15 protein-coding genes are annotated in these 14,656 nt (G+C 68.4%); 8 read left to right on the top strand and 7 right to left on the bottom strand.

All coding sequences use genetic code 11. The features are described from left to right. Positions 1-69 precede the first annotated feature (69 nt). From ACP7AR_RS12700 to ACP7AR_RS12710, 3 genes are read left to right on the top strand one after another with little or no spacing between them, the layout of a single operon-like run. A complete protein-coding gene (locus ACP7AR_RS12700) occupies positions 70-453 on the top strand; it encodes a GntR family transcriptional regulator (protein ID WP_426186241.1) in 384 nt (127 codons plus the stop codon). Beyond that, on the top strand, positions 450-1,346 hold the full coding sequence (locus ACP7AR_RS12705; protein ID WP_426186244.1) for an ABC transporter ATP-binding protein: 897 nt from the start codon (positions 450-452) through the stop codon (positions 1,344-1,346). Before ACP7AR_RS12700 ends, ACP7AR_RS12705 begins: the two co-directional genes overlap by 4 nt. Further along, positions 1,346-2,032: a hypothetical protein gene (locus ACP7AR_RS12710; protein ID WP_426186247.1), complete on the top strand. Its 687-nt coding sequence runs from the start codon at positions 1,346-1,348 to the stop codon at positions 2,030-2,032. Before ACP7AR_RS12705 ends, ACP7AR_RS12710 begins: the two co-directional genes overlap by 1 nt. Positions 2,033-2,098: 66 nt before the next feature. On the opposite strand, the gene ACP7AR_RS12715 is transcribed toward ACP7AR_RS12710, so the two are convergent. After that, the gene (locus ACP7AR_RS12715; RefSeq protein WP_426186250.1) at positions 2,099-2,713 is read right to left on the bottom strand and encodes an ArsR/SmtB family transcription factor; all 615 of its coding nucleotides are present in this window, start codon (positions 2,711-2,713) and stop codon (positions 2,099-2,101) included. 75 nt (positions 2,714-2,788) lie between these two features. Here ACP7AR_RS12715 and ACP7AR_RS12720 point away from each other — a divergent pair, with 75 nt between their 5' ends. Beyond that, complete coding sequence (locus ACP7AR_RS12720; RefSeq protein WP_426186253.1) at positions 2,789-4,213, top strand: MFS transporter; 1,425 nt, start codon at positions 2,789-2,791, stop codon at positions 4,211-4,213. A 45-nt stretch (positions 4,214-4,258) separates the two neighbouring features. Here ACP7AR_RS12720 and ACP7AR_RS12725 read toward each other — a convergent pair whose 3' ends face one another. Further along, positions 4,259-4,477, bottom strand: a complete 219-nt coding sequence (locus ACP7AR_RS12725; RefSeq protein WP_426186256.1) for an SCO4848 family membrane protein — start codon at positions 4,475-4,477, stop codon at positions 4,259-4,261. 109 nt (positions 4,478-4,586) lie between these two features. Here ACP7AR_RS12725 and ACP7AR_RS12730 point away from each other — a divergent pair, with 109 nt between their 5' ends. The 4 genes from ACP7AR_RS12730 to ACP7AR_RS12745 all read left to right on the top strand — a co-directional run bounded on the left by ACP7AR_RS12730 (position 4,587) and on the right by ACP7AR_RS12745 (position 9,821). After that, entirely contained in the window at positions 4,587-5,216 is a 630-nt protein-coding gene (locus ACP7AR_RS12730) for an RNA polymerase sigma factor (RefSeq protein ID WP_426186259.1), read from the top strand. Continuing rightward, a complete protein-coding gene (locus ACP7AR_RS12735) occupies positions 5,200-5,646 on the top strand; it encodes a hypothetical protein (protein ID WP_426186261.1) in 447 nt (148 codons plus the stop codon). The genes ACP7AR_RS12730 and ACP7AR_RS12735 overlap by 17 nt, the downstream gene beginning before the upstream one ends. A gap of 35 nt (positions 5,647-5,681) precedes the next feature. Then, positions 5,682-7,259: a S8 family peptidase gene (locus ACP7AR_RS12740; protein WP_426186264.1), complete on the top strand. Its 1,578-nt coding sequence runs from the start codon at positions 5,682-5,684 to the stop codon at positions 7,257-7,259. A 102-nt stretch (positions 7,260-7,361) separates the two neighbouring features. Beyond that, positions 7,362-9,821 carry a CHAT domain-containing protein gene (locus ACP7AR_RS12745; RefSeq protein WP_426186267.1) on the top strand — a complete coding sequence of 820 codons (2,460 nt, stop codon included), beginning with the start codon at positions 7,362-7,364 and terminating at the stop codon, positions 9,819-9,821. A 331-nt stretch (positions 9,822-10,152) separates the two neighbouring features. On the opposite strand, the gene ACP7AR_RS12750 is transcribed toward ACP7AR_RS12745, so the two are convergent. Genes ACP7AR_RS12750 through ACP7AR_RS12770 form a run of 5 tightly spaced genes read right to left on the bottom strand, consistent with a single transcriptional unit; the run spans position 10,153 to position 14,600 of the window. After that, positions 10,153-10,914, bottom strand: coding sequence for a DeoR/GlpR family DNA-binding transcription regulator (locus ACP7AR_RS12750; protein ID WP_426186270.1), 762 nt, complete (start codon positions 10,912-10,914; stop codon positions 10,153-10,155). Next, positions 10,914-11,810 carry a class II fructose-bisphosphate aldolase gene (locus ACP7AR_RS12755; RefSeq protein ID WP_426186273.1) on the bottom strand — a complete coding sequence of 299 codons (897 nt, stop codon included), beginning with the start codon at positions 11,808-11,810 and terminating at the stop codon, positions 10,914-10,916. The genes ACP7AR_RS12750 and ACP7AR_RS12755 overlap by 1 nt, the downstream gene beginning before the upstream one ends. Then, entirely contained in the window at positions 11,807-12,760 is a 954-nt protein-coding gene (locus ACP7AR_RS12760; protein WP_426186276.1) for a 1-phosphofructokinase family hexose kinase, read from the bottom strand. The genes ACP7AR_RS12755 and ACP7AR_RS12760 overlap by 4 nt, the downstream gene beginning before the upstream one ends. Next, on the bottom strand, positions 12,757-13,698 hold the full coding sequence (locus tag ACP7AR_RS12765) for an ROK family protein (protein WP_426187745.1): 942 nt from the start codon (positions 13,696-13,698) through the stop codon (positions 12,757-12,759). The genes ACP7AR_RS12760 and ACP7AR_RS12765 overlap by 4 nt, the downstream gene beginning before the upstream one ends. Continuing rightward, a complete protein-coding gene (locus ACP7AR_RS12770) occupies positions 13,698-14,600 on the bottom strand; it encodes an SIS domain-containing protein (protein ID WP_426186279.1) in 903 nt (300 codons plus the stop codon). The genes ACP7AR_RS12765 and ACP7AR_RS12770 overlap by 1 nt, the downstream gene beginning before the upstream one ends. Between the last annotated feature and the right edge of the window lie 56 nt (positions 14,601-14,656).

Raw genomic sequence — 14,656 nt, forward strand, 5'->3', positions numbered from 1 at the left:
TGTTGACACGCACTAGGTTCTATGGTTACTTAGTCGAGTAACTAACCAACTGACCATCTGGAGGCACCAGTGATCGAAGAAGGCAAGGCGCTCTTCCTTCAGATCGCCGAACGAATCGAGGACTCGATCCTCGACGGCTCCCTCGAGGAGGAGTCCAAGGCTCCTTCCACGAACGAGCTGTCCGCCTTCTACCGGATCAACCCCGCCACCGCCGCGAAAGGAGTCGCCATGCTCACGGACAAGGGTGTGCTGTACAAGCGCCGCGGAATCGGCATGTTCGTCGCCGACGGGGCACGTGAACTGCTGCTCGGCGAGCGGCGTTCCGCGTTCGCCGACCGCTACATCGACCCCATGCTCGCCGAGGCGTACACGCTGGGCCTCAGCGCCGACGACCTCGCCACGCTGCTGCGCGAACGCGCCGCAGCATCCATTCAGAAAGGGAAGGCCGAATGACCGCCGTCATCGAGGTGCAGAACCTCACCAAGCGATACAAGGAGAAGCGCGCACTCGACAACGTGTCGCTTTCGCTGGAGGGCGGTGCGATCTACGGCCTGCTCGGGCGCAACGGTGCAGGCAAGACCACGCTCATGTCGATCCTCACCGCTCAGAACTTCGCCTCGTCAGGTGAGGTGAAGGTGTTCGGTGAGCACCCGTACGAGAACGCGCACGTGCTCTCCAGGGTCTGCTTCGTCCGCGAGAGCCAGAAGTACCCGGATGACGCGACCGCTCGCCACGCGTTCAAGGCGGCCTCGCTGTTCTTCGCGAACTGGGACCAGGACTTCGCGGACCAGCTGATCAAGGACTTCCAGCTTCCGATGAAGCAGACGATCAGGAAGCTCTCCCGCGGACAGCTCTCCGCCGTCGGCGTGATCATCGGCCTTGCTTCACGCGCCGAGATCACCTTCTTCGACGAGCCGTACCTCGGCCTCGACGCCGTCGCGAGGCAGGTCTTCTACGACCGGCTCGTGGAGGACTACGCCGAGCATCCGCGCACCATCATCCTGTCCTCCCACCTCATCGACGAGGTCTCCCACCTCATCGAGCGCGTCATCGTGATCGATGACGGCAAGATCCTTCTGGACGAGGAGACGGATGCCGTGCGCGACCGCGCCGTCACCGTCATAGGGGATGCGACCAAGGTAGACGCCTGGGTCGGGGACCGAGAAGTTCTGCACCGCGAAGCGCTGGGGCGCGTGGCATCCGTCACCGTGTTCGGCTCTCTCACCGAGGCGGAGCGCTCCGAGATCACGGCGGACGGGCTCGATGTCGCCCCGGTCTCACTCCAGCAATTGATCGTCCGCCTCACTCAGAAGGCGTCGAACACCAAGAACAAGGAGGTCATCTGATGCTTCGCGTATTGAAGGTCGTGCGCCTGCAACTCGTCAACAAGCAGACCTACCTGTGGGTGCCGCTCATCGTCCTCGGCGGTTCCCTTCTGGTCTCGATCCTCATCTACGCGATGATCCCGATCGACCAGCCGAAGTACGGCGGCGGCAGCCAGGCACCGCTGTGGGCGTTCCTGTTCGTCGGGATCCAGGCCCTCACCATGGTGTTCCCGTTCTCGCAGGCGATGAGTGTCACCCGTCGGGACTTCTATCTCGGAACGTTGATCACCGCGATGATGACGAGCGTCATCCTCGGCGTTGTGTTCATCCTCGGCGGCCTGTTCGAGCTGTGGACGAACGGCTGGGGCATCAACGGCTACTTCTTCCACCTGCCATGGGTGTGGGAATCCGGGCCGATCGGCGCAGGGTTCATCTACGCCGTGCTCACCCTGCTCATCTTCATCATCGGATTCACCTCGGCCACGATCTACAAGAGCTGGGGCCCGCTTGTCCTGCTGATCGCCAGCTTCGCGCTCGTGCTCATCCTGCTCGGCCTCGTCTTCCTCGTCACTCGGCTGGAGCTGTGGGGTCAGGTCTGGATGGGCATCCTCGACCTCGGAGCACTGGGCCTCGCCCTCTGGGGCCTCGTCGCGATCGTGGTGATGGCCGGCATCTCGTTCCTCGCCTTCCGTCGCACGATCCCGTAACCCGCACCTCGAAGCGCCCGCGGTCCTCTGGGATCGCGGGCGCTTCGGCGTACGGTACAGGGCCGCTCAGATCGTGTCGTCGGCCGCGATGATGTCGAGGCTCCAGATGCGCGTGTCCGGATCGTCGGGATCGTGGGCGTCGCCCACCTCTTTGATGACCTCATGGATCCGCCGCTCGACCTCGGTGAACTCCGCCTCGGTCAGTCGCAGGTTGGCCTGCGAGAAGGTCCCGTGCACGACAGGGTCGCGACCGGACACGTACTCCGGCGCCCACGCCATGACTCTCCGCATCATCTCGACATGGTCGTCGGCGAGTGCGTTCATCAGCACACCACCCAGCGCTTCATCGGCGATCGGATGCTCCGGGGATCCGACGTTCCACGATCCCTCGGTCGCCTTCCACACCCGATCGCGCTTGTCACGGGCGAACTCCGGCGCCTCTTCGATGAGACCGGCGTCCGCGAGCACGCGCAGATGGAAGCTGACGGAGTTGGCGGCGACCCCGAGGTCGGCGGCGACATCTGCGGCACGAGCGTGACCACGACCGGCGACAGACTTGGCGATCCGGCGCCGCAGCGGATGAGCGTATGCCTTCAGCATCGCCGTCGTCGCCTGCTTCGCGTCGGGGTGCGTTGTCGTGGCATCCGACTGCGCATCCACTGGAGTTCTCTCGTCCGCCATGTCCAGATTCTATCCACAACAGAAATTGCGCAATTAGAGTTGCGCAACTTTTCTTGCGGATCTATTCTCGAACACATGAGCACAGCCATCGCGCACCGCCTGGTGCACAACGTCCGCTACATCACCTGGCTGGTCAGCGACACCGCCAAGGGGCTGGCCTCCGCGCTCTTCGGCTTCGCGATCCCACTGATCGCGCTGTTCGTCACGAACGACCCGGCGCAGGCCGGCATCATCAGCGCGGTCGGCATGACGATCCGCACGATCACCACGGTGTTCGGCGGTGTGCTCGCCGATCGGCACAACCGCATAGTCATGATGATCATCGGCTCCGCCGCCGGCGTCGTACTCGCATCGCTCTTCACCGCGCTCGCCCTGATCGATGCGCTCACCTTCGTGACGCTGCTGCTGATCGATGTGGCACTCGCCGCCCGCGCCGGCCTGTTCGACATCGCAGGAGAGAGCGCGTTGAAGGAGGTCGTGCCGGACGATGCCATGGGCAGGGCTCAGGCGGCGAACCAGGGGCGCGACGCCGTGCTGCAACTCGCCGGAGGGCCGCTCGGCGGCGTATTGCTCGCGGCGGGGGCATGGCTGATCGGCGCCGCGATGGCGGTATGCCACGTGGTCGCGATGGCGACAGCCTGGATGCTGCGGCGCTCGGCCCCTGACACGGCAGAGCCCACCACTGGGGATAACCCAGACGACGTGGCGCGTCTTCAGCGTGTCGCGCCACGACACGCCGGCGCCACGCCAGCTGGTCTGGTTTTTCCGGACGAGAACTTGGATGCCGCGGCATCCGCCCCTGCGGAACCAGGTCCGGCACAGGAGGTCGGCCTCGCAGCCGCCGCCGTGACGATCGGGCGGCCGAATGCGCTCAGGGAGATCGCGGAAGGATTCCGCTGGCTGTTCTCCCGTGCAGATCTGCGCGGCGTGCTGTTCGTGGCGACCATCGTCAATCTCGGGTTCAGCACGGCCATGACGACCGTCATCTACGCGCTGCAGCAGCAGGGGTACTCCACGATCACGATCGGGTTGCTCGCAACCGGCGCCGGCGTCGCGATGCTGGTCGGCGCGTTGATCGCGCCGTTCCTCGTGTCGCGCATCCGGGCAAGCGTCGTCATCATCGGCGGGCTCGCCGTCGCAACGCTCGGGGTGTTCGGCATGGTTCCGGCGCACGAGCCGTTGGCGCTGATCGCCGTGCTCAGCGTGACGGTCTTCTTCATCCCTGCCGTGAACGCCGCACTGATGGGCTACTTCATGGTCGCGACACCGACCGGCCTGCTCGGACGGGCGAACAGCGCATCCGCGGTCCTCGGCATGGGGGCGATGCCGTTCGCCCCGCTGATCGCCGGGTTCGGCCTCTCCGTGATCGGACGGGAGAACACCCTCTTCATCGCATTCGCGCTCTGCGCGATCTCGGTGCTGCTCGCCGTGGCGAATCGCGGTCTGCGTGCTCTGCCCGCTGAAGCGGGATGGTCCGCGCACGCACGCCAGTTCGAGTGATCCCGGTCCCGAGCGGCCGACATGTCCGGCCTCAGGCGGGGCGAGTCAGAGCGCGCCGGCGAGCGCGACGACACCGGCGATCACCGAGACCAGCGCGATCACGAGAGCGAGGGCGATCAGTACGGCATGCACCTTGAGGAATGTCGTGGCCTTGCCTTCGGCATCCCGCGCCCTTGGGTCGCTCGCGACCCGCGTGTAGAACCGCGGCCACACGATCTCGTTGAAGGCGGCGTTGACGAACAGGAGCACGGCGAGAACGATCACGTCTCCACGGTATTGCCCCCGGCATGCCGCGTCGTCCGTGCCTCTTCGCTCGGACATGTATCAGAGACCCCTTGCCCTGCTCCTGGTACATGTGAGCACAATGATCTCCATGACCGACGCCTCTCCCGTGGGCGCCGTCAGCGACGGTTCGGCGCGCTGGGAACGCGCCGCTGACCTGTTCGCCGATTGGCGATCCGGAAACCGACACGCCATGGACGATCTGGTACGACTGATGACCCCCGTCCTGTGGCACGTCGTGCGCGCCTACGGCCTGGAGCGTTCGCTCGCCGAAGACGTCGTGCAGTCCACCTGGCTCGCACTCGTGCGCGGACACGAGAAGATCATCGACGAACGCGCGATCTCCGGCTGGCTCACCGTCACCGCCCGCCGTGAGGCGTGGCGGGTCGGCAAGAGCCACCGGCGAGCGGATGCCACGGCGGACGAGCTCCTCGAACCGATGCTGCCGCCGCAGGAATCGACCGAGGCCGAGGTGACGGCATCCGACGAGTCACGACGCATGTGGAGCGCCGTCGGCACCCTCACGACCCGTTGCCAACGACTGCTTCGCATCATCGCCTTCGACGATCGACCCGACTACGCGAGCATCGCCGCCGAGCTCGACATGCCGATCGGCAGCATCGGGCCGACGCGCAAGCGGTGTCTGGCGAAGCTGCGCACCGAACTCGTGCGCAGCGGCTTCTCCTCCACGGAAGGAGCACCCGATGACGGATTCGGATGACGCGCTGTTCGCGCGTCTGCGCATCGCGCAGGAAGAGATCGATCCGATGCCCGCCGACCTGGCTGACCGCATGATCGCCGCGATCGCGATCGCAGACGTCTCCGGCGAGTACGCGCTTCTGACGCTGATCGAGAACGCCGAGGTCGCGGTACGCGGGGACAGCGAGACGACCACCCTGCAGTTCAGCGACGGCACCGCGAGCATCCTGCTGCACATCAGCCACACCGCGAGCGGTCGACGACGCGTGGACTGCTGGGTGGATGCCGGTGCCGTCGAGGTGCGACTCACCCAGGGCGGGCGCTCATGGATGACAGTGCCCGACGGGCAGGGGCGGTGCGCGTTCGACGAGATCCCGCCGGGGCTCAGCCGGGTGCTGCTCGTCACGAACGCAGATGCGAAGGATCTGCTCACCCCTCAGTTCGAGGTGTGAGTCGCCGGCGGTGACGCCACCAGAGAGGGACGGCAATGGAGCATCCGAATGGCTGGAGCTGGCAGGACCGCGCTGAGGGCTCGATCCCTCGTGGGTCGGCGCTCGATCCGAGCGTGGACCCGGTCGCCGGCATCCGCGCGTTTCCCACCGCATATCTCCCGGATCGGTTGCTGATATCCGAGCGTCCGGACGATGAGAACGGCGCGTACGACCGCGACCTGAAGACACTGATGGAGGCAGCTGGCGCCTTCGGGTGGCGGCTGGAGGTGGAGTCGGACGACGTGGTGCGGGCGGGGCGACGGGTGGACACTCTCCCCGGCGTCCCCGGCCTTCATCGCGCACTGCTCACCACGCCGGATGCGCCTGGCGAGGGCGAATCGCCTGTCGCTCCGGATGCGTGGCGCGTGCTTCAGCGAGCACGCAGGATCGCGGGCGGGCCGATGCCGCGTGCAGGCCTCGAGCATGTGCTGGCGATCGACCCTGTCGGGCTGAATCCGTTCACGCGCACGAACCCGTTCACCCGCACGAACCCCTTCACCCGCTCGAATCCGGTGCGCGGTGCCGGGGCGGTGGGCAGCGACGACTACATGGAGCCGGGGCGGGGTGGCCGCCAGCCGATCGCCTGGATCGGCCCGGCGCCGGTGCGCGGGGCCGATCCCCGGAAGGGAAGGCGCGCGGTCGTCGCCGTACTCGACACCGGATGCGGCGTGCACGAGTGGCTGCCCGATTCGATCGTGACCCGCGATGCCGAGATCGACGGAGTGCCGATCGGCCTCACCGGCGATGACGACCCGGAACGCTACCCCGATCTGTACGGGCAGCTCGACGGCGAGATCGACGCGGTGGCCGGGCACGGCACGTTCATCGCGGGGCTGGTGAGACAGACCGCTCCGGATGCGGACATCCTCTCCATCCGGGTCGCCGGTTCGCTCGGAGTGGTGGATGAGACGACGTTCCTGCGAGCCCTCGCCGCCGTGGTCGAACTGCAGCGGCGGTTCATCTCCGGGGAGGAGGGCGGTCGCCCGGTCGACGTGCTGAATCTGTCACTCGGGTACTACCACGAGACCCCCGTCGACGGGCAGTTCTCGCTGGTGCTGTACGAGCTGCTGCGCACTGCGCGCGAGCTCGGCACGGTGGTGGTGTGCTCGGCCGGCAACGACGCGATCGACCGCCCTTCCTTCCCCGCGTCGCTGTGGGCGTGGCCTGCTGCGGACAACGGTCTGCCGGCGGACAAGGCAGTGCCGCTCGTGTCGGTCGGAGCGCTGAACCCGTCGCGGCGCTCGGTGGCGCTGTTCTCGAACGTCGGACCGTGGGTGCGCACGTTCGCCCCTGGTGCGGCGGTGGTCTCGACGAGTCCGGGTTTCATCGGCGGGACGCAGGCGGTCACCAGGGCGGACATCGGCGACCTGCCGCGACAGACGATCGACCCCGACGACTACCGCGGCGGCTTCGTCGCCTGGAGCGGGACGTCGTTCGCGGCGCCGTATGTGGCGGGGAAGATCGCGGCCGGACTCGGCGAAGTTCCGCGCGACGGGTGCGCACCGACCGCTGCGGCGAAGGAGACCCTGGATGCCGTGCTGAAGGAGCTGCCTCCCCTCGCGCCGTTGGGGTGAAGGCGCGTGCCGCCGAGCTGATCGCGCTGCTTTCGGCGGCGGCGGCACAGACGCCAGGGGCCGAGCCTTCCGCGCACGCTCCGGACACGGCATCCTGAGAGCATGGGGACTTCTGCGCGTGAGCTGTACGAGCGAGGACGCGACGCCTCCAACACGCAGCGCTACGCAGCGGCGCGACGCCTCCTCGAGCGGGCGGCCGAGCGGGCGACGGATGCCGGAGTGGACCTGCAGTCCCGGATCGCGGGCACCATGGCCTATGTGCTCGCGCAAACCGGCGAACCGGCGCGCGCGGAGGCGTTGTGCCGCGACGCACTCGACCGAGAGGGCGCGAGCGCCGAGACCCAGGCGATCATCGCCGGACAGCTCGGCGTCCTGTTCACACGCTCCGGGCGCCTGGACGACGCCGAGAAGATGCTCACACGCGCGATCGACGGGCTGGATTCGATCGCGCGCGCCAACTGCCTGCTGAATCGCTCCGTCGTGCACATGCACCGGCGGGCGTTCAGCGCCTGCAGCGCCGACCTCGAGCAGGCGATCGTCCTGTACGAGGCCGAAGGCGATGTGGGCGCAGCCGCGGAGGCACGCCACAACCTCGGTTACACCGCCCTGTTGCGCGGCGACCTCATCGAGGCGCTCGAGCTCATGGCGCAGTCGCGTCCGGTGATCGCCGCGTCGTCACGCGAAGGAGCGGCGATGAGCGACCTCGATCGGGCCGAGGTGCTGCGCGACGCCGGGCTGGTGGATGAAGCCGAGCATCTGCTCGCGAGCGTCGCGGCCACTTTCGGCGCCTCTCGGATGCGCCAGGCGCAGGCCGAGTCGGAGTACCACCTCGCCCGCTCGCTGCTGCGCCACGACCCTCTACGAGCACAGCGGGTCGCCAAGGCGGCGGCCCGACGCTTCCGTACGCTCGGCGCCGACAGCTGGGCCGCACGCAGTGACGCCATCCGCCTCGACGCGCAGCTCGCCGCTGCGCTCGCCGGCGACAGCGCCCGCACCACCGCTGCGCCCTCCGCCGCCGAGTTCCAGGCGACGGCCGAGGCGCTCAAGGCGTGCGGATTCCCCGCAGAGGCGACGGCGGTGCGACTCAGCGCGATCCTCGCCGCAGGCGAACGCGGTGTGGATGAGCGCATGCCCCGTGTTGCGCGCGATTCCCCGACGCCGCTTCGACTGCGCGCCTCCGAAGTGCGCGCCGCACGCGCGCGCGCGAAAGGGCGGTCCGCCGAAGCCCGCCGCCACGCCGCCCACGGACTCGACCTCCTCTCCGACTGGCAGCGGTCGTTCGGCGCACTCGACCTGCAGGCGTCCCTCGCCATGCACGGCACCGGCCTGATCTTCCGCGGACTCTCCGCCGCCGCCGACAGCCGCGATCCGCGCATCCTGTTCGACTGGTCCGAGCGCGCCCGCCACCTCAGTCAGCAGGTCGCTCCCGTCCGTCCCCCGAGGGACCCGCAGCTCGCAGATGACCTGGCGGAGTTGCGGATGCTGCGCACTGATCTCTCCGGGAGCGAATGGACGACCGACACGAACGTGCGCACGCTCCGAGATCGCGTACGCGATCGTCAATGGACCGCCACCGGCGCCGGCGACACCCGCCCGCGGATCACGCTCGACGAACTGCGCACGACACTCGACGAGCAGACCGCCGTGCTCTCCTACGTCTTCAGCAGCGACGCGCTGCTGTGCGTGGTCACCACAGCAGACGACAGTCGCATCGTCAACCTCGACCGCGCCGCGGTACGACGCGCCTCAGACGGTCTGCGCGCCGACCTGGATGTGTCTGCATCGATTCCCCGCGGGCCGATGGCCGCGGTGGTCGCGCGCGCGCTCGATGATCGGCTGCTGCGCCTCGACGATGCCCTGCTCGCGCCTGTACGGGCAGCGATCGGCACCCGCCGACTCGTGCTGACGGTGCCGGGGTTCCTCGGCGGCATTCCTTGGGGGATGCTGCCGACCATGCTCTCGCGCCCGTTCACTCTCGCCACCTCGATGTCGAGATGGGTTCAGGAGCGGCCGGCGTCGCGTCCACTGCGGTCGGTCGGGTTCGCCAGCGGCCCGCGTGTGCCGCGAGCAGTCGAAGAGGTGCAGGCTGCAGCATCCGTATGGCGCGACCCGACCGTACTGACGGGCGACGATGCGCGAGTGGATGCCGTCACCGATCTCGCCGGCCGGGTCGACCTGCTGCACATCGCCGCGCACGGACATCACGCCGTCGACAACCCGCTGTTCGCCGGGTTCGAGCTCGCAGACGGCACGCTCTTCGGCTACGACATCGATCTCATCCCGCGCGTGCCGGACACCGTCGTGCTCTCGGCCTGCGAGCTGGGGCACTCATCGGTGCGCTGGGGAGAGGAGGCGCTCGGGATGACGCGGGTGTGGTTGCACGCCGGCACACGGAGTGTGATCGCGGCCCCGGCAGTCGTCTCCGACGATGTCGCGAGCACGCTCCTCGCCGCGGTGCACCAGTGCCTCAGCCGAGGGGAGAGCCCTGCCGTCTCGCTGGCCGCGGCATCTGCCGCAACGGGTCACCGTACGCCGTTCCAGTGCCACGGCAGCGGATTCTGAAAGAATCTCCGATCCGATGTATCAGAACGGGAGATGCTCACTCCTGATCTGAGGAAGGTGTCAGGCGAAGGGCTCCGGGAGGGTCAAGGAGCGCGAGGGAGGCGCCAGTCGACTGGGGATACGCGTGGGGACGTATACGACAGACACCGACTACTTGGAGGGTGTGTGCGGTTCACTCGCACGCACCCTCCTTCGTCGGTCTCGATCTCAGGCCAGCATCCCGCGCCAGACGACGTCCATCGCCGCGTCGATGGGAGGTTCTTGCACGCACAGCGCCGCACCCGGGTGCGAAAAGCTCCCATCGACGCCGAGTGGTGGGCGGGACGCGGGCTCAGACGGCCAGGATGACCTCGTAGCCGGCGCTGATGAGCGCGTCGGTGTCGGCTGCGGCGTCCGTGATCACCGTCGGGAAGAGCTCCGGACCGCCGACATACGCGAACGACGCCTGGCCGATCTTGCTCGAGTCGGCCACCACGACGGCTCGGCCTGCGCGCGACGCCATCATTCGGTTCACGGCGGCCTCGCGCTCATCGTGCGTGCTCGCGCCGTCTTCGGCTGACAGTGCATTCACGCCGATGAAGGCGATGTCGAGTCGGATGCCGCTGAGAAGCTGCTCCACGAACGGTCCGACGAGCTCGTAGCTGCGGGAGTGGATCACGCCCCCGGTCACAACGACCTTGATGTCCGGCCTGGTCGCGAGCTGGGCGGCGATGTTCACCGCGTTGGTGACCACCGTGAACTCGCCGAGATCGGCACGGGCTGCGAGGGCCGCCGCGATTGCCGTCGTCGTCGTGCCGCCGGAGAGCCCGACCACGGCGCCGGTCGCGACGAGCGCGGATGCCGCGCGGGCGATGGCGTCCTTCTCCTGGGTGTGCTGGTGGCTCTTGTAGCGAACGGGCAGCTCATAGGCGACCGACTGCGCCACAGCGCCGCCATGCGTGCGGGTCAGCAGTCGCTGCTCGGCGAGGCTGTCGAGGTCGCGCCTCGCTGTCGCCGCAGATGCATCGAGCCGCTCGACGAGCTCGTCGACCGTGACCTCGCCCTGCGCTGCGAGCAGGTCGAGGATCGCAGTCAGCCGCGACGCGCGCTTCATCAGGCGCCTCGCGAATCCGAAGCCATGTCCGAAGCAGTGTCAGAGGCCGGCGACTCCGGGCCCTGCAGCGCGAACAGTCGCAGCATCCGTGCCGCCTCGTCGACGATCGCGGCGCGACCAGGCGCGATGTACTTGCGCGAGTCGACCAGGCGCTCGTCGGCGTCGAGCGTCTGGCGCACCGCCCGCGTGAAGAAGCCGTTCAGATGCGTGGACACATTGATCTTCGTCATGCCGGCGCGCACGGCATCCACGATCACGGCATCCGCGACGCCGGACGATCCGTGCAGCACGAGGGGGACACCGAGTGCGGCCCGCAGCCTGCCGATGAGTTCGATGTCGAGTGACGCGCTGCGGTCGGTCATCGCGTGCGAGGATCCGACGGCGACGGCCAGCGCGTCCACGCCCGTCTCCGCGACGAACGCACGTGCCTCGTCAGGATCGGTTCGCACGCCCGGCGCGTGTGCGCCGTCCTTGCCGCCGACCTCGCCGAGCTCGCCTTCGACGTAGACGCCCGCCACGTGCGCGCGTGTCGCGACCTCACGCGTCAGCGCGACGTTCTCGTCGTAGGGCAGCGCGCCGCCGTCGAACATCACCGACCCGAACCCGAGGTCGATCGCCTCGTCCACCAGGTCAGGATTCTCGGCGTGATCGAGGTGCACGGCGACCGGGGTCTCCGCACGACGGGCGACGGCGAGCGTGGCGAGGGCGATCGGCTCAAGGGCTCCGTGATATTTCGCGCAGTTCTGCGAGATCTGCAGGATGACCGGAAGATGAGCCTGAGCGGATGCTGCGACCAGCGCCTCGGCGGTCTCGAGATGGATGACGTTGAATGCGCCGATGCCCCGGTTATGGGCGGCAGCGTCGCGGACGAGGTCGGCGGCGGAGACGAGGGTCATTCGGCGGCTTTCTCAGAGGAGTTCATGGGGGGTTCGTCCTGGGTGATCGTGTCGACGATCAGTGCGGCTTCGAGCTGCGGATGCTGCGGTGAGATCTCTCCGGCCAGAGGCATCAGCACGGCCGCTGCCGACCAGGCGGTCGCGCGGCGCAGGATCGCCTCCGGATCGGTGTTGCCCTCGGCCATCAGTGTCGCCGCGGCAGCGACAGCGGCATCTCCCGCCCCTGTCGGGTTCCCGGCGAGCGGTTCGGGCAGCCGGGCGCGCAGCACACGGTCGATCGTGACCGCGTACATTCCATCGACGCCGAGCGACAGCAGAACGAGTCCTGCACCGCGGCGCAGCAGCTCACGCGCCCCTGCGATCGGATCGGAGAGGCCGGTGGCCTCGAGGAGCTCGGCCCTGTTCGGCTTGAGCACGGATGCACCGGCATCCGCCGCGGTGAGCAGGACAGGGCCGGACGTGTCGACGATGACGGGCCGCCCTGCGCCTGCCGCGATGAGATCCGGGAGCAGATCGTCGGGTGCACCGGGTGGCACGCTGCCGGAGATCACCAGCACGGACGCCGCGGCTGCCTCCTCCCGCACGAGGGCGCTGAACGCCGCCCACTCCTCGGCGCTCGGATTCACGCCGCGCTCATTGACGATCGTGGTGTCGCCGAGTGCACGGTCGACCCACGCGACGCTGCGGCGGGTGGGGGCTGATACCGGAACGAGCACATGAGGCACGCCGCTGTCCGCCAGCTCGTCACGCATCTCGACACCGGTCGCGCCGCCGCAGGTCGTCACCGCACGAACCGGAAAGCCTTGCGCGTGAGCGACCCTGGCGACGTTGAGTCCCTTGCCACCGGCACGCACGGCGCCGGTGTCAGCGCGGTGCGTACCGCCGATCTCGATGCGGTCGATCTCCCACGTCAGATCGAGCGCCGGGTTCGCGGTGACCGTGACGATCACGTCAACTCCCTCGCGCGCAGGGCTGCGCCGATGAGTCCGGCGTTGCCCTGGAGCTCGGCAGGCAGCAGTTCCGGCATCCGGTGGAAGCTGAGCCGCGCAGCCAGGCGCGTGCGCAGTTCGTCGAACAGCGCACCGCCCGCGCGGGACAGGCCGCCGCCGATCACGATCGCCTCCGGCGCGAACATCGCCGTCAGCTGTGCGAGTGAGAGGGTGAGCGCGTCGAGCGCGTCGTCCCAGATGCGAGCCGCAACGGCGTCGCCGACTGCCGCACGAGCGATCACATCCCTGGCTCCGTCGGGGGTGGTGCCGGTCTCGGCTGCATAGCGACGGGCGATGGCCCCCGCCGAGGCGATGGCTTCGAGGCAGCCGCGGGCCCCGCACGCGCACTCCGGCCCGTCGGCGATCGGAGAGTGCCCGATCTCCCCGGCGTAGCCACCGGCGGTGTACGGCATTCCGCCGATGAGAATGGCTCCGGCGATGCCGGTGCCGATGATCAGCACCACGACGTCGTCATAGGCGCGTGAACCCCCGAGCCGGTGCTCTGCCCAGCTCGCCGAGCGCACATCGTGGTCGAACGCGATGGGCAACTGCAGCCGCTCCGCCGCGAGGGCGCGCAGCGGCGCATCGCGCCAGCCCAGATTGCTCGCGAAGACGCCGACACCGGCATCCGCATCGACGATGCCCGGCACGACGAAGCCGAGTGCGGCCGGTGCGACATCCGGATGCTGCGCCCGCAGGTCGTCCGAAAGCCGGGCGAGCTCCTCGATCAGTGCGGCGGCCGGGTCATCCCCCAGAGCCGGCGTCGGCGTACGGCGCAGCCCGAGTGCAGTGCCGTCCGCGTCGAAGATCGCGGACTTGATGTCGGTGCCTCCGACGTCGAAGGCGAGTACGGGAGCACCCTCGCCAAGGCTGCGTGATTCGGTGGCGGCTGCGGACATCACACGTCCAGGATGACCGAACGCGTGAGGTTTCGGGGGAGGTCGGGGTCGAGCCCCTTGGCCACGGCGCGGTCGAGGGCGACGCGATGCAGGCGAACGAGGTCGGCGAGCGGGTCGACGTCGTGCTGCACGAAACGCCCGCCCGTGGCCTCCACCTGACCGCCGAGTCCTTCGGGGGCGACGCCGAACTGCCAGGTGATCCGGTTCGGAGCGGCGATCGCGATCGGGCCATGGCGGTAGTCCATCGACGGGTACGACTCGGTCCACGACTGCGACGACTCGCGCATCTTCAGTGCGGCCTCATGCGCGAGACCGATCGTCCAGTTGCGGCCGAGGAACGTGTACTGCTCCGCTTCGGCGAGCGTCGCATCGTCTGCGGTCGCCAGCACAGCTTCGGCGTCTGCGATCGAACGGGCGACGTCGTCGTGGAGCCCGAGCGAGGCGCGGAACAGGGTGAGTGCGGTGGTGGCGAAGCGCGTCTGCACGACCGACTGCTCATCGGCGAACGGCATCAGCACGGCCTCATCGACGAGGTCGACCAGCGGCGAGGACGGGTCGCCGCTGACGCCGATGACCGGGATCCTGCCCTTGACCTGCTCGGTGAGCTCCAGCACCTCACTCGTGGTCCCGGAGCGCGTCAACGCCACGACGGCGTCGTAGTCACGATCGAGGAACGCTTCGGATGCCGCGTACGCATCCGTCACGCCGAGACCGGCGGTCTCGCGCAGCGCGGCATACGACTGCGCGATGAACCATGAAGTGCCGCAGCCGACGACGGCGATGCGAGCACCAGCGGCGGGGAGCACCTTCTGCTCGTCGCGCATATCCGCAGCACGCGCCCAGACCTGGGGCTGGGAGAGGAGTTCCTCACGCATGAACGCGCCGGGAGCCGAGTCGACCATCTGTATGGGCCTTTCGCTGGATGCTTGAGTGTGATCTTTTTATGACTATATCGATC

The organism is Microbacterium sp. TWP3-1-2b2 (assembly GCF_049896145.1).
GTDB lineage: Bacteria > Actinomycetota > Actinomycetes > Actinomycetales > Microbacteriaceae > Microbacterium.

Coding starts and splice junctions, on each gene's coding strand:
- ACP7AR_RS12705 (WP_426186244.1), top strand. CDS start 450: ATGACCGCCGTCATCGAGGTGCAGAACCTCACCAAGCGATACAAGGAG.
- ACP7AR_RS12710 (WP_426186247.1), top strand. CDS start 1,346: ATGCTTCGCGTATTGAAGGTCGTGCGCCTGCAACTCGTCAACAAGCAG.
- ACP7AR_RS12715 (WP_426186250.1), bottom strand. CDS start 2,713: ATGGCGGACGAGAGAACTCCAGTGGATGCGCAGTCGGATGCCACGACA.
- ACP7AR_RS12720 (WP_426186253.1), top strand. CDS start 2,789: ATGAGCACAGCCATCGCGCACCGCCTGGTGCACAACGTCCGCTACATC.
- ACP7AR_RS12730 (WP_426186259.1), top strand. CDS start 4,587: ATGACCGACGCCTCTCCCGTGGGCGCCGTCAGCGACGGTTCGGCGCGC.
- ACP7AR_RS12735 (WP_426186261.1), top strand. CDS start 5,200: ATGACGGATTCGGATGACGCGCTGTTCGCGCGTCTGCGCATCGCGCAG.
- ACP7AR_RS12740 (WP_426186264.1), top strand. CDS start 5,682: ATGGAGCATCCGAATGGCTGGAGCTGGCAGGACCGCGCTGAGGGCTCG.
- ACP7AR_RS12745 (WP_426186267.1), top strand. CDS start 7,362: ATGGGGACTTCTGCGCGTGAGCTGTACGAGCGAGGACGCGACGCCTCC.
- ACP7AR_RS12750 (WP_426186270.1), bottom strand. CDS start 10,914: ATGAAGCGCGCGTCGCGGCTGACTGCGATCCTCGACCTGCTCGCAGCG.
- ACP7AR_RS12755 (WP_426186273.1), bottom strand. CDS start 11,810: ATGACCCTCGTCTCCGCCGCCGACCTCGTCCGCGACGCTGCCGCCCAT.
- ACP7AR_RS12765 (WP_426187745.1), bottom strand. CDS start 13,698: ATGTCCGCAGCCGCCACCGAATCACGCAGCCTTGGCGAGGGTGCTCCC.
- ACP7AR_RS12770 (WP_426186279.1), bottom strand. CDS start 14,600: ATGGTCGACTCGGCTCCCGGCGCGTTCATGCGTGAGGAACTCCTCTCC.